General features: G+C 74.2%; 11 protein-coding genes. 5 read left to right on the top strand and 6 right to left on the bottom strand.

All coding sequences use genetic code 11. The annotated features are described in order from the left end of the window. The 3 genes from ACWCSD_RS02745 to ACWCSD_RS02755 all read left to right on the top strand — a co-directional run. On the top strand, positions 1–492 hold a 492-nt coding region (locus ACWCSD_RS02745), incomplete at its 5' end, for an RNA polymerase sigma factor (protein WP_449912635.1). Further along, positions 489–950: a hypothetical protein gene (locus ACWCSD_RS02750; protein WP_352323638.1), complete on the top strand. Its 462-nt coding sequence runs from the start codon at positions 489–491 to the stop codon at positions 948–950. The genes ACWCSD_RS02745 and ACWCSD_RS02750, both read left to right, overlap by 4 nt. 54 nt (positions 951–1,004) lie before the next feature. Beyond that, complete coding sequence (locus tag ACWCSD_RS02755) at positions 1,005–3,557, top strand: CHAT domain-containing protein (protein ID WP_449912637.1); 2,553 nt, start codon at positions 1,005–1,007, stop codon at positions 3,555–3,557. Between the two features lie 13 nt (positions 3,558–3,570). On the opposite strand, the gene ACWCSD_RS02760 is transcribed toward ACWCSD_RS02755, so the two are convergent. The 4 genes from ACWCSD_RS02760 to ACWCSD_RS02775 form a co-directional block, all read right to left on the bottom strand. Then, a complete protein-coding gene (locus tag ACWCSD_RS02760) occupies positions 3,571–4,383 on the bottom strand; it encodes a sulfurtransferase (RefSeq protein WP_397163283.1) in 813 nt (270 codons plus the stop codon). Further along, the gene (locus ACWCSD_RS02765; RefSeq protein WP_449912640.1) at positions 4,380–5,492 is read right to left on the bottom strand and encodes an alkaline phosphatase family protein; all 1,113 of its coding nucleotides are present in this window, start codon (positions 5,490–5,492) and stop codon (positions 4,380–4,382) included. Before ACWCSD_RS02765 ends, ACWCSD_RS02760 begins: the two co-directional genes overlap by 4 nt. A gap of 26 nt (positions 5,493–5,518) precedes the next feature. Next, a complete protein-coding gene (locus ACWCSD_RS02770; protein ID WP_352323634.1) occupies positions 5,519–6,109 on the bottom strand; it encodes a DUF5998 family protein in 591 nt (196 codons plus the stop codon). Positions 6,110–6,205: 96 nt separating this feature from the next. Next, positions 6,206–8,875 carry a bifunctional acetate--CoA ligase family protein/GNAT family N-acetyltransferase gene (locus ACWCSD_RS02775; protein WP_449912643.1) on the bottom strand — a complete coding sequence of 890 codons (2,670 nt, stop codon included), beginning with the start codon at positions 8,873–8,875 and terminating at the stop codon, positions 6,206–6,208. Between the two features lie 167 nt (positions 8,876–9,042). Here ACWCSD_RS02775 and ACWCSD_RS02780 point away from each other — a divergent pair, with 167 nt between their 5' ends. After that, positions 9,043–9,936, top strand: a complete 894-nt coding sequence (locus ACWCSD_RS02780; protein WP_352323632.1) for a carbohydrate kinase family protein — start codon at positions 9,043–9,045, stop codon at positions 9,934–9,936. 51 nt (positions 9,937–9,987) lie between these two features. On the opposite strand, the gene ACWCSD_RS02785 is transcribed toward ACWCSD_RS02780, so the two are convergent. After that, the gene (locus ACWCSD_RS02785; RefSeq protein WP_449912646.1) at positions 9,988–12,075 is read right to left on the bottom strand and encodes a RecQ family ATP-dependent DNA helicase; all 2,088 of its coding nucleotides are present in this window, start codon (positions 12,073–12,075) and stop codon (positions 9,988–9,990) included. A 172-nt stretch (positions 12,076–12,247) separates the two neighbouring features. Between ACWCSD_RS02785 and ACWCSD_RS02790 the strand changes: the two genes are divergently transcribed. Then, entirely contained in the window at positions 12,248–13,075 is an 828-nt protein-coding gene (locus tag ACWCSD_RS02790) for a hypothetical protein (protein WP_449912652.1), read from the top strand. On the opposite strand, the gene ACWCSD_RS02795 is transcribed toward ACWCSD_RS02790, so the two are convergent. Then, positions 13,065–13,901: a TauD/TfdA dioxygenase family protein gene (locus tag ACWCSD_RS02795; protein WP_358284271.1), complete on the bottom strand. Its 837-nt coding sequence runs from the start codon at positions 13,899–13,901 to the stop codon at positions 13,065–13,067. The genes ACWCSD_RS02790 and ACWCSD_RS02795 overlap by 11 nt on opposite strands. Positions 13,902–14,017: the final 116 nt, after the last annotated feature.

Below are 14,017 nucleotides of genomic sequence, written 5' to 3' on the forward strand. Positions count from 1 at the left end.
GAGATGGAGTCCCGGTTCGGCCCGCGCATGTGGGCGCTGGCCCGCTCGTGCGGGCTGGGCGAGGCCGACGCCGCCGACGCGGTCCAGGGCGCCTGGCTGCGGCTGCTCCAGCACATGCACGACATCCGCGACCCCTCGCGGGTGGGCGGCTGGCTGATGACCACCACCCGCCGCGAGGCGCTCCTCCTGCTCCGGAAGGAGCCGTCGGGCCTGCTGGTCGCCGATCCGGAGGGCAGGCCCACCTTCGGCGCCGTCGAGGAGCCCGATCCGGCGTCCGCCGTGCTGGAGGCCGACGGCAGGCGGCTGCTGTGGAAGTCGGTCTCCGCCCTGCAGGAACCCTGCCGCACCCTGCTGCAGCTGGTCGCGACCGATCTGGGAAACCAGCAGATGGCGATGCGGCTCGGGTTGCCCGTGGGCAGCGTGGGGCCGACCAGGGCCCGCTGCCTGGAGAAACTGCGCACTCTGCTCTCACTACAGGAGACAGCGCAATGATCAACGACGAGTACTTCCTGGCAGCGCTCCGGCTGGCCGCCGGCATGGATCCGATGCCCGGGCACGTGTCGGCCGCCGCGCGTGACATCTACGGGCTGCGCGTCCCCCAGGCGGTGACCGCCAACCCCGCCGACCACGGCGGTGGCCGGGCGGCGCGGTCCGGCGCGCCCGACCGCGACGACGGCTCGCATCTGGTGCGGTTCGTCACCGACGGTCTCACCTTCGACCTGGAGGTGACCGTGGGCGACGGGCTGATCGACGTCGCCGGGCAGATCTTTCCCGATCCCGGGGAGGGCGCCGCCATCGACGTGCGCACCCCCCACCTGACGCTCACCCGGCAGGTCGCCCAGGACGGCCGGTTCGCCGCCACCGGGCTGCCGCCCGGATGGCTGAGCATCGTGTGCCACCGTCCCGGTCATGCCCCCGTCCAGACCAGGTGGGTGCGCATCCGGCCGTGACGCCGCCGCCCACGCAGTACGCCCCCACCCCTCCTCCCCGCCGGTCAGCCCCCTATGAGCGTCACTTCTCCCCCACCAGGATCAGCACCCGACCACGGCCCGCTCGTCGAGGCGGCCGAGGCCGCCGTGCTGCGCGCGCACGTCGATCCCGAGCAGGCCCTTTACGCCGGCCGCACCGTCCTGGCCGCCGCCCGCCGCGCCGAGGCGCCCGAAGCCGAGGCGATCGCGCTGCGCGCCATGGCTCTGGCCGCCCGCGAGCTGGGCGACCTCCTCAGCGCCGAACACTGCCTGCGGCAGGCCATCGCCACTCCGGGCGCCCCGGCCGAGCGCCAGGCCCAGGCGCGGCTGTCGCTGGTCACCGTGCGCACCGAGCGCGGGCACCCGCTCCAGGCCCTGCGCGTGGCCGCCCTGGCCTGGGCCTACCTGTCGCCCCTCGACCGCGCCAAGCTCGACACGCAGCGCGCGGTCGCCCTGGCCCACCTGGGCCGCCACCAGGAGGCCATCGCCGCCTGCGACCGGTCGCTGCGGGCCCTGGTGGCCGCGCCCGGCACGGTCGACGACCGGCGCTTCCTGGCCGGCGGCCTGCTCAACCGCGGCCTGATCCACGCCTACCGCGGCGACTGGGACGCCGCCATGCGCGACATCGCGGCCTGCCTGCAGATCGCCCAGTACGCCGGCCTGCGCCACCTGGCCCGGCTGTCGGCCGCCAACCTGCCGTTCCTGGCCGTGCGGCGGGGGGACATCGCGGGCGCGTTCGAGCACTACCGGGAGGCCGAGGACACCCTGTTCGGCTTCCCCGAGCGGCTGGCCACGATGCGGGCCGACTTCGCCGGCGCGCTGCTGGCGGCGCACCTGCCCGGCGAGGCCAGGGCGATGCTGAGCCTGGCCGTGCCCGATCTGGAGTCCTCCGGCGCGCAGGTGGCGCTGGCCGAGGCGCGGCTCAAGCTGGCCCAGGTCGAGCTGCTCACCGGCGACCCCCACCGGGCCCGGCAGGTGGCCGAGCAGGCGGCGCGCGAGCTGGCCGATCAGGAGCGGCTGTCGTGGCTGCCGCTGGCCGGCGAGGTCGTCCTGCGCGCCAGGCTGGCGATGGGGCCGGTCACGTCCGAGCTGGTCGCCGATCTGATCAAGTGCGCCGACGAGCTGGAGGACGTCTCCTCGCACGTGGCCGCCGCCGCGGCGCTGCGGCTGAGCGCGGCCGAGGCGGCGCTGGCCGTCGACGACCATCCGGTGGCCTCGGCGCAGCTGCGCAGGCTCACCCGGCACGCCGAGCGCGCCGAGCGCTGGATGCCGGCCGGCACCCGCCTGACCTCGCTGGCCCCCGAGCCGCAGACCACGCAGCTCGCGCAGATCCCGGCGACCGTCCGCCAGCACGCCCTGGCTCTGGAGGCGGCGCTGCGGGAGGACGTCACGGGGGCGCTGCGGGCGGTCCGCGACGGGCTGGCCGAGGTGAGCGGGCAGGTGGAGACGTTCGAGGATCCGGCGCTGCGGGCGCACGCGGCCCGGTCCGGTGAGCGGCTGGCCGCCTTCGGGCTGGGCCTGGCGGTGCGTGACGGGTGCGCGGGCGAGGTGTTCGAGTGGGCCGAGCGGTGGCGTGCGGTCGCGGCGCCGGAACACGCGTGCGGCCTGGTGGAGATCGACCGGGTCCGGGCGGCGCTCGACGGCGCGGCGCTGGTGGAGTTCGTGGCCGAGGAGGAGACGCTGCTGGTGGTGCTGATCACCGCCGACCGGCTGGTCCTGCGGCGGCTGGGCGGCGTGCGGCAGGCGCGTGAGGCGATCATGCGGCTGCGCCACGCCCTGCGTCAGTGGGGTGCGGGGCTCGACGTGGCCGGTCCCGCGCAGGCGCTCACCGAGCTGACCGGCGCCGGCGCGGAGCTGGAGCGGCTGCTGCTGGGGCCGCTCGCGGCCGAGCTGGGTGACCGGCCGCTGGTGGTGGTGCCGGTGGGGCCGTTGCACACCCTGCCCTGGGGCGCGCTGCCGGGGCTGCGCGAGCGTCCTGTGAGCGTGGCGGCGAGCGCGGCGGCGTGGGTGGGCGCGCGGCGGCGGGCCCGCGTGCGGGCGGGAGCGCCGGTGGTGCTGGCGGCGGCCGGGCCCGAGCTGGCCCACGCGGAGGAGGAGGTGGCCCGCGTGCTGGCCTGCCATCCGGGCGCGCGGGCGGTGCCCGGCCGCCGCGACGCCGTGCTGGCGGCGCTCGGCGAGGCCGACGTCCTCCATCTGGCCGCGCACGGCGCCTTCCACGCCCGCAGCCCGCTGCTGTCCGGCATCACCCTCGGCGACGGGCAGCTCATGGCCTACGACCTGCTGGGCCTGCACCGCGCGCCGGAGCTGGTCGTGTTGTCGGCGTGCAACTCGGGCATGGCCCGCACGCCGGCGGAGGGGGCGCCGCTGGGGCTGCCGGGCACGTTCCTGGCGCGCGGGAGCTCGTGCGTGGTGGCGGGGATGGTGCCCATCGGGGACGAGGCCGCGATGGCCATGATGGGCGCCTTCCACGAGCTGCTGGCCGATGGGCAGGCGCCGGACGCGGCTCTGGCCTGCGCGTCGGCCAAGACCGGCCTGCTGGGGTTCGTCTGTTTCGGGGCGGGCGACCGGCCGGTCCGGCCGGCCGGCTGACCGCGTTCGGGCGTCAGCCGGTGGCCACCGGGCGGGCGGGGTCGGCGACCCAGTTCGACCAGGAGCCGACGTAGAGGGCCGCGGGCACGCCGGCCAGCTCCAGGGCCAGCACCTCGTGGGCGGCGGTGACCCCCGACCCGCAGTAGGCGCCCACCGGGACGCCCTCGCGCACACCCAGCGCGGCGAAGCGGTCGCGCAGGACGGCGGGGGCGAGGAACCTGCCGCCCTGGTCGACGTTGCCGGTCGTGGGCGCGCTCACCGCGCCGGGCACGTGCCCGGCCACCGGATCGACGGGCTCGACCTCGCCCCGGTACCGCTCGGCGGCGCGGGCGTCGAGCAGCACGCCCTCGGCGGCCACCGCGGCGGCCTCGTCGGCGGTCAGCGTCGGCATGCCGCCGGGCCTGGCGGTGAAGTCGCCCGGCGCGACCTCGGGCTCGTCCTTCGTGATCGGCAGGCCGGCCTCGGCCCAGGCCGCCAGGCCGCCGTCGAGCACGCGTACGGACCGGTGGCCGAAGTAGCGCAGGGCCCACCAGGCGCGGGCGGCGGTCGTGGAGCCGGCGTCGTCGTAGACCACCACCGGGCGCGCGTCGGACACGCCCAGCGCGCGCATGGCCCGCTGGAACTCGTCGGCGCCGGGCAGCGGGTGGCGGCCGGCGGGACCGGGCGGCGCGGCGAGGTCGGCGTCGACGTCGCAGAAGACGGCGCCCGCGAGGTGCCCCTCGCGATAGAGCTGCACGCCGGGCGGGCCGCCGAGCCGCCAGCGCACGTCGAGCACGGACACGTCGGGCAGCGCGGCGAGCTCGGCGGGCGTGATCAGCGCACTCATCGGGTGGATACCTCCAGCAGCGGGACGTTGAGCTCGGCGGCGGTCAGCGAGCCGTGGTAGCCGGTGAACAGCGCCTCGATCGGATGACGGGTGGGGGCGGTGAGGGCCAGACCGGCGCGGGGCACGGCCACGACGTCGCCGATGCGGCCCAGCCACGCCTCGCGCACCCGGGGCCCGAACCAGCCGGACTCGACCGCCTCCTGCCTGGACACTACCCAGGCGCGGTCGCCGAGCGTCGCGCGCCACGCCTCCAGGACGTGCCCGGCGGCTCCGGGCTCGGCGTAGACGTGCCTGGCCCGGGCCTCGCCGCCGAGCAGCGCCACGCCCTCGGTCAGCGCGGGCACCCGCTCGGCGTCGAGCTTCTCGGTGGCGTTGACCATGCCGTGGTCGGCGGTGACGTAGAGGGCCGAACCGGGCGGCAGTGACTCGGCCAGCCGCCGGGCCAGGCCGTCGACGACGGCCAGCTCGCCCAGCCACTCCTCGCCACCCCATCCGGACATGTGGCCGACGGCGTCGAGCTTGCCGTAGTAGGCGGTGACGTGGGCGCGGGGCGCGGCGCGCAGCACCTCGCCGACGCGGGCGACGATGTCGTCGACGCCGTCGGCGGGCACGTAACGCACGCCGCGGTAGACGGCCCTGGTCAGGCCGGAGCGCTCGAACTCGGCGGGGGCGACGTAGACGGCGTCGACGCCCTGGGCCGCGGCTCGCTGGTAGACGGTGGGGGCGGGCTGCCACTCGTCGGGGTCCATCGTCCGGCCGCCGGGGAGGGTCCAGCGCAGGCAGTTGAACAGGTGGCCGGTGCCGGGGACGGCCAGCGTCAGGCCGACCATGCCGTGCTCGCCCGGGGTCAGGCCGGTGCCGAGCGAGCACAGGCTGGTGACGGTGGTGGCGGGGAAACCGGCGGTGAGGGTGCGGGCGGGCAGGGCGGACAGGAAGGGGGCGGTCTCGGGGTGGGCGCGGAGCAGCTCGGCCCCCAGGCCGTCGACCAGGAGCAGGCAGACGCGCGCCGCGGGGTCGAGGGCCAGCGGGTTGGGCTCGGTCAGGCCGAGGGCGGCCAGCAGCGAACCGGGGAGGTCCGCCAGCGACCCGGCGCCGTAGTCCGGCAGCATCCCCACATCCTAGTGGCCGGGGATGGTCAGGCGGCGGCTCTTGCGGTGGCCTCGGACAGGGCCTTGGCGAAGGCCAGCACGTGGGTGACCGCCTCGGGGCCGTCGGCCGCCTCGCTGACCCGCAGCGACAGGTCGTCGGCCGTGATCGCGCCGGTGTAGCCGTGGTCGGCGTCGCAGTTCTCGTCGCCGCAGGTGGCCGGCTCCAGGTCGACGTGGGAGATCGCGCCCCAGCCGATGGTGAGGGTGACCTCCGTGGGCGGGACGCCCGGCACGTAGGAGGCCGGGTCGGGCACCACGCGGGTGACGGCCACCGACTGCACGCGGCTCAGCCGGACCGCCTCGGTGGTCGTGGACGCGTGGGAGGCCGAGACGCCCTCGACCGCCGGGTGCTCGTCGGTGTGGCAGACCAGCAGCCTCGTCGTCGACAGCACCAGGACGGTGACGTGCCTGCGGACCTCCATCGCGGGATCGAAGGTGGCCTCGTGGTGGACCACGAACGCGGTCACGGCCTCCTTGCCCAGCGCGGATTCGACCGCATCGGTGACGAGGTCGGGGTAGTAGCCGCTGCGCTCGATCGCTTCACGCAGGCCCGCGGCTGAGACTCGGGTTTCCCTCATGCCTCCATCCTGCCAGGGCCGCGCAGTGCACTCACCCGCCAGACATAACGCTCTATGAACGTCTTTGTCCAGACATGAACGACATTGTGCGCGCGGTCAGGAGAGCCTTCTCGGGCCGCCGTCCAGGCGTGGTCCGGCCGGGGTGCGCAGGGTGGCGCGGGCGCCCAGGATCAGCACCTCCGACTCGCCCACCAGCACCTGGTCGAGGTCGAGCCGGGCCACCTGCGGCAGGTCGTTGGCCAGGCGGCCCACGCGGACGAGCAGCTCCTCCAGGGCGGGGACGGCGACGGGCGGGTAGCCGTACTCGCCGAACAGCAGCGGGGCCGCGCGTACGGAACGCACCAGGGCGGCGGCGTCCTCGCCGGTCAGCGGCGCCAGCCGGAAGCCCTGGTCGAGCAGCAGCCGGGCGGTCACCTCACCGAGCCCGAACGAGACCACCGGCCCGAACGCGCGGTCCTCGACGACCCCCACGACGGTGGGCACGGCCGGCTGCGGCGCCATGCGCTGCACGGCCAGCTCGACCCGCTCGCCGAGCTGGTCGGCGAACTCGGCGTAGGCGTGGCGCACCATCTCGGGACCGGTGAGCCCCAGGCGTACGGTGCCCGCGCGGCGCGAGGCCCCCGGGTCGGCCACCTTGAGCACCACGGGCCAGCCGAGCCGTTCGGCGGCGGCCACGGCCTCCTCCGGCGAGCGGACGACCTCGGCGGGCCAGACGGTCAGCCCGTAGGACGACAGCAGCTCGGTGGCGTCGATCTCGACCGGCGGGCCCGGCTCGGCGAACCCGCCCGGCTCCTCACCCGCCGGGGCAGGGGCGCCGGCCAGCGCGGCCAGCACCAGCTCGCGGGCGCGGGCGGTGTCGAGGCCGTCGAGCTCGGGCGGCGGCACGGCCGGATGCGCCCGCCAGGTGGCGTACCGCACGACGTGGGCCAGGGCCCTGACCGCCTCCTCCGGAGCCGCGTACGACGGGATGGAGCCCCGCGCGGGCGTGCCGCCGGAGCCGCTGGGCACGCGCAGCGACGGATGCATGCCGAGATGCCCGCGGAAGGTGGCCAGCACCGGCTTGGCGGACCCCTGCGAGACGCGCAGCAGCTCGGCCGCCACCTCGTCCGACTCGCCGGGGATCGGCGGCATGTAGATCACGACGGCCGCGTCGACCTCGTCGGCGGCCAGCTCGCCGGCGAGCGCCGCGCCGAACTCGGCCGGCCCGGCCGCGGCGCCCAGGTTGACCGGCGGGCGCGGTTCGAGGCCGGCCGCCAGGCAGGAGTCGGCGGCCAGCAGGCCGAGGGCGTCGGAGTTGGTCACGAGCGCGACCCTGGGCCCGGCGGGCAGCGGCTGGTAGGCCAGCAGCTGGCCCACGTCGAAGAGCTGGATGAGGTCGTCGACCCTGATCAGGCCCGCCTGGGCGAACAGGGAGCTGATCGCGGAGTCGGGCAGCCCGAGCTCCTCGGCCGAGTGGCCGGCCGGGGTGCCGCCGCTCTTGACCACCACGATCGGCTTGTTGCGCGCGATGCGCCTGGCCAGCCGGGTGAACTTGCGCGGGTTTCCCAGCGACTCCAGGTAGAGCAGGATGACCTCGGTCGCGGCGTCCTCCTCCCAGTACTGCAGGAGGTCGTTGCCCGAGACGTCGGCGCGGTTGCCGGCCGAGACGAACGACGAGATGCCCATGCCGCGCTGGGCCACGCGCTGGAGCAGCGCGGTGCCGAGCGCGCCCGACTGGCTGAAGAAGCCCACCCTTCCGCGGCCCGGCACGGTGGCGGCCAGCGTGGCGTTGAGCTTGACGGCCGGGTCGGTGTTGGCGATGCCCAGGCAGTTGGGGCCGACCACGCGCAGGCCGTAGGAGCGGGCGATGCGGGCCAGCTCGTCCTGCCGGGCGCGGCCGGACGCGCCGGTCTCGCCGAACCCGGAGGAGACCACGACCAGCCCGTGCACGCCCTTCTCGGCGCACTCCTTGACCACGTCGAGGACCCCCTCGGCGGGCACGGCCACGACCGCCAGGTCGACCTCGCCGTCGATCTCGGTCACGCTGGGGTAGGCCCGCACGCCCGCGACGGCCCGCACCTGGCGGTGGACGGGGTAGACCGGGCCGGTGAAGTCGGCCGCCAGCAGGTTGCGCAGGACGGTCTGGCCGACGCCGCCGGGCTCGCGCGAGGCGCCGATGACCGCGACCGAGCCGGGGGCCAGCAGGCGCGCGATCGAGCGCGACTCGGCCCGGTGCTCGCGCGAGGTCGTCACCTCCGCCGAGGTCTCGGTCGGGGTCAGGTCGAGGGTCATGCGGACGACGCCGTCGGCGAACTGGCTCTGCGCGGTGTAGCCGGCCTGCCGCAGGACGCCCATCATCTTCATGTTGGCGGGCAGCACGTCGGCGACGAACCGCTCGATGCCGCGCTCGCGGGCCGTGGCCGCCAGGTGCTCCAGCAGGACGGAGGCCACGCCCCTGCCCTGGTGGGCGTCCTCGACCAGGAAGGCGACCTCGGCCTCGCCCGGCTCGGTGCGGTCGTAGCGGATGACCGCGACCATCTCGGCGCCGATGGTGGCGATGAGGGCCACGCGGTTGACGTAGTCGACGTTGGTGAAGCGCTCGACGTCGCGGTCGGACAGCCGGGGCCGGGGGCCGAAGAACCGGAAATAGATCGACTCGGCCGACAGACGGGAGTAGAAAGCACGGAGACGGTCGGCGTCGGCGGGCCTGATGGGGCGCACGTGCGCGGTGCCCCCGTCGGCCAGGACGACGTCGGCCTCCCAGTGAGCCGGATACTGTGCCTCCACGCCACGAGCGTAAACCCGCATCCCACATGCCAAGACCGGTGGGCCTCTTGGGCAACGCTTGTGCATCGACTGCTGCCCGGTGTCCGGGGTCAGCCCCACGAACAGCCCGGAAGCTGTTAGTTTTGCCGTGGCCAGGGTCGTTCTGAAGGCAGCAAGGTGGTGGCATCATGACGCGGGTCGTCGTGGTGGGCGATCTCATGACCGACGCGGTCGCGCGCGCCCGTTACGCGCTCGCCAGGGCAAGTGACACGCCCGCGATCGTGACGATGCACGGCGGCGGCTCCGGCGCCAACATCGCCTCGTGGCTCGCCGTCGAGGGCGCGGAGGTGGCCTTCATCGGCCGCCGGGGCGCCGACATCACCGGCCGCAACCGCGACATGGAGCTGATGGGCTACGGCGTCGACGCCCGGCTCGTCATGGATCCCGAGCGGCCCACCGGCACCTGCGTGGTGCTCGTCACGCACAAGGGCGAGCGCACGATGCTCTCCGACCCGGGCGCCAACGCCGCCCTGTCCCCCGAAGACCTGCCGCGCGACCTGTTCGCCTCGGGCGCCCACCTGCACCTTTCGGGCTACACGCTGGTCAACGAGGGCTCGCGCGACGCCGGTCTGGCGGCGCTGGACATGGCGCGCCGCACGGGCATGTCGATCTCGGTCGACTGCGCCTCCTCGGCGCCGCTGGAGCGCACGGGCGCCGAGCCGTTCCTCGAATGGACCAACGGCGCGAAGCTGCTGTTCGCCAACATCGACCAGGCCAAGGTGCTGACCGGCCGCGACGACGCCGAGGCCGCCGCCAAGGTGCTCACCGCGTGGTTCCCGCAGGTCGTCATCAAGATGAACGCCGAGGGCGCGCTGTGGTTCAGCAACGGCCGCCCCGACCCGGTCCGGGTGGCCGCCGAGCCGGTCGACAAGATCGTCGACGGCACGGGCGCGGGTGACGCGTTCTCGGCCGGGTTCCTGCCGCCGTGGCTGGCCGGCAAGCCGCCGGCCGAGTCGCTGGCCGCCGGGTGCCGGCTCGCCGCCAAGGCCATCATGCACCTGGGCGCGCGCCCGCCGTTCTGACCCGCTCCCCGGCCGGGCTTCTCCTGCCCCGGCCGGGCTTCCTTCCGCCGGTCAGGACGTGGTGGCCAGCGCGAGCGGCAGCACCGCCGGCGCGCCCGCGTGCCGGATCAGGGCCGCCGCCAGGGTCATCGTCCAGCCCGTGTCCACGCGGTCGTCGATCAGCAGCACCGGGCCGCCGCACTGCGCGATCGCGGCACCGAGGTCCTTCGGCATCGCCAGCGTGCCCCTGATCGCCTGGACGCGCTTGGCGCTGTTGAACTGCCGGCCGGGCGACCCCGCCCGGTAGCCCAGCTCGCCCAGGTAGGTCAGCCGGCCCACCTGCGCCAGCCGTTCGGCGAAGCCGCGCACGAGCTGCGGGCGCGTCGCCGACGGCACGTTGACCACGGCCACCGGCCGCTCCCGCCAGTCCCACGCCGACAACACCTGGACGACGGCCTTGAACATGTCGTCGGCCATCGGCCCGTCGGCTCCGGCGAGCAGCTCGCGCAGCCGGTTGCCCCAGCCGATGTCGGTCAGCCGGCCGAGCGCGCGGCCCGGCTCGGCGCCGAGCTCGGGCTTGATCCTGCCGGACAGGTCGGCCAGGCCGGTGGGCCACTGCCTGCGCGCCTCGATCTCGACGCCGGGCCTGCTCAGGCGCTCGCGGGCGGTCCCGACGGCCTGGGCGGCGATCTCCGGCGAGCGGTGGCGGCCGGTGCAGTTGTCGCAACGGCCGCAGGGCGTGGCGGTGTCGTCGTCGAGGTGCCTGCGCAGGTACTGCTCGCGGCACTCCTCGGTGGTCAGGTAGCGCAGCATGGCGTCCTGCTCGGCCTTGCGCTCGGCGGCGATGCGGGCGTAGCGCTCGGCGTCGTAGGCCCAGGGCTCGCCGGTGGACTCCCAGCCGCCCTTGACCCGGCGCACGGCTCCGTCGACGTCGAGGACCTTGAGCATCATCTCCAGGCGGCTGCGGCTCAGGTCGACCGCGGTCTCCAGCGCCTGGGTGGACATCACGCCGCCCTGTTCGAGCGCCTGGAGCGTGGCGCGCACGACGGGCTCGGGCGGGAAGGCCAGGGAGGTGAAGTAGGCCCAGATCTCGCGGTCTTCCGTGCCGGGCAGCAGGATGACCTCGGCCCGCTCGACGCCGCGCCCGGCCCGGCCGACCTGCTGGTAGTAGGCGACGGGCGACTGCGGCGCGCCGACGTGCACGACGAAGCCCAGGTCGGGCTTGTCGAACCCCATGCCGAGCGCGCTCGTGGCGACCAGCGCCTTGATCTTGTTGTTGAGCAGCGCCTCCTCCGCGGCCAGCCGCTCGGCCGGGTCGGTCTGGCCGGAGTAGGCGGCCACCTCGTGGCCCTGCTCGCGCAGGTAGCCGGCGATCTCGTGGGCGGCGGCGACGGTGAGCGTGTAGACGATGCCGGAGCCCGGCAGCTCGCGCAGGGTCTGGGCCAGCCAGGCCAGGCGCTGCTCGGCCGAGGGCAGCTTGACGACGCTCAGGTGGAGGCTCTCGCGCTCCAGCGGGCCGCGCAGCACGAACGTGCCCTCGCCCATCTGCTCGGCGACGTCGCGGGTGACGCGGGCGTTGGCCGTGGCGGTGGTGGCCAGCACCGGGATGCCGGGCGGCAGCTCGTCGAACAGCGTGGCGAGCCGGCGGTAGTCGGGCCGGAAGTCGTGGCCCCAGTCGGAGATGCAGTGGGCCTCGTCGACGACCACGAGCCCGGCGCTCTCGGCCAGCTCGGGCAGCACGTTGTCGCGGAAGTCGGGGTTGTTGAGCCGCTCGGGGCTGACCAGCAGCACGTCGACCATGCCCTCGGCGACCTGGCCGTAGATCTCCTCCCACGCCTCGGGGTTGGCGGAGTTGATGGTGACGGCCCTGATGCCGGCGCGCTCGGCGGCGGCGATCTGGTTGCGCATGAGGGCGAGCAGCGGCGAGACGATGACCGTGGGGCCCTCGCCGAGCTCGCGCAGCAGGGCGGTGGCCACGAAGTAGACGGCGGACTTGCCCCAGCCGGTGCGCTGCACGACGAGCACCCTGCGCCGGTCGAGCACGAGCGCCTCGATGGCGGACCACTGGTCGTCTCGCAGCCGGGCGTGGTCGCCGGCCAGGGCCCGCAGCCGCTCCTCGGCCTCTTCGCGCAGCATCGCCGCGTCGGGGGCTTCAATCATGCCCCCCTTATTACCAGCTTCCACCGACGGAACAGGCCCACCGCGCGTCCCCGCCCGGACGAAGGTGCGGGGTCCGCCGTGCGGACGAAGGTGCGGGGTCCGCCGTGCGGAACCGGGGGGCGGGACGGAACGTTGAGCAGTCGTCAAGCGCTTTCGCCCCCCAGGAGGGCTGATGACGGGGCTTGTCCACACCCCGGTCGTACCGGCGGCGACGCGTCGCCGGAGGAACACCAAAGATCACTTCGAGATGATGGCCCGGGTGGTGCTGGCCGTCATGATCCTCACCACGGCGGGCTGCGCCGGGACCGATGTGAAGGCGTCCTACCACCCCGCCTTCCTGCCGGTGAAGCTGGAGTGGGGAAGCGACGGCAAGGTGCAGGTCTCGGGGGAGACCTCGCTGGTCACGCCGGTCGGCATCTTCTCGATCGGCGCCGAGTACAACCTGCCCGAGGCCGACGACGACGCCTTCTACGTGGTCGTCCGCGACGCCCGCAGAAGCCCGGACAAGCCGGACGTGGCGGGCTTCGATCACATCTACAAGGTCAACAGCGGTTCCGGCGAGTTCATGGCCGTGGTGAACGGCACGGCCGTGATCCAGGTCGTCCGCCGGCAGGTGCTCATCGACGTGACGAACGGCGCCGTGCGGACCATCGAGTTCAAGAACGCCCAGGCCACCGTCAAGGAGCGGTCGGCGGGCATCGGGGAGCGCTGGCAGGAGTACTGGGACACCTCCTTCTACTCCCCCATGGCGCTGTCCAGGTGGGCCTACGACGACTCCACGATGTCGAGCTGGTTCGGCCTGGGCTTCCTGTGGTTCCTGGTGCGCCTCGCGCTGGCGATCGTGCTCGGGGTGGTGGACGTGCTCCTCGTGGTCGGGTGCACGCTCGCCGCCGTGGCGTACGTGCTGTTCGGCCCGACCGGACGCAACATCGTCTACGGCGTGGAGACGCTGCTGTTCCTGTTCTTCGCCCTGTCGGGCTGGGCCTCGCTCAAGCTGTGAGGCGCTCCTCGTCCGCGTGCTCGGGGAAGGCGTTGATCGTGACGCGGTGCATGCGGCGGCGTTCGGTGTAGTCGGCGACCGCGTAGTGCTGGGTGGGGCGGTTGTCCCAGAAGGCCAGCGTGCCGGGACGCCAGTTCAGCCTGCACTGGTACTCGGGCGAGCGGATGTGGTCGATGAGCAGCGGCAGCAGGGCCTCGTTCTCCCGGTCGCTCAGCCCCACCAGGCGGGTGGTGGAGGCCCGGTTGACGAACAGGGCCTTGCGCCCGGTCTCGGCGTGCACGCGGACCACCGGGCGCTCCACCGGCGGCCACTTGGCCTGGATCTCGGCCAGGTCGAACGGGTGCCCCTTGGAGATCGCCTTCTTCATCGACATCGTGATGTCGTGCACGGCGGTCAGCTCGTCGCACAGCCGCTGGATCGACGGCGACAGCGTCTCGTAGGCCAGGTAGGTGTTGGCCCAGCAGGTGTCGCCGCCCACGCTCGGCAGTTGCATGCAGCGCAGCAGCGAGCCCATCGGCGGCGTGGGCTCGAAGGTGTTGTCGCTGTGCCATTCGTCCCCGCCCTCGCCCTTCGGGGAGGTCTGGTCGAGGATGTGGATCGGGCTGCCGGAGTCCTTCTTGAACGCCGGGTGGTTGATCGTGCCGAAGTTGAGGGCGAACTGCAGATGCTGCTCGTCGTCGATGTGCTGGTCGCGGAAGAACAGCACCAGGTGCCGCAGCCACCCCTCGCGCAGGGTCGCGACGTCTTCCGGGGAGAGGGGTTTGCGCAGATCGACCCCGGTGACCTCGGCGCCGATGTGCTTGGTCACGGGATGGAACTCGATCATGGCGAAGCCTCCGGAGGCGGATGGACGGGGTCCTCGCCTCCGACGGTAAGACCCAAGCAATTGCTTGGTCAAGAGCAGGGCGGCGCGCCGACGAGTCGCGGGCACCCGAGTCTCTT

Source organism: Nonomuraea sp. NPDC001684, assembly GCF_053596515.1.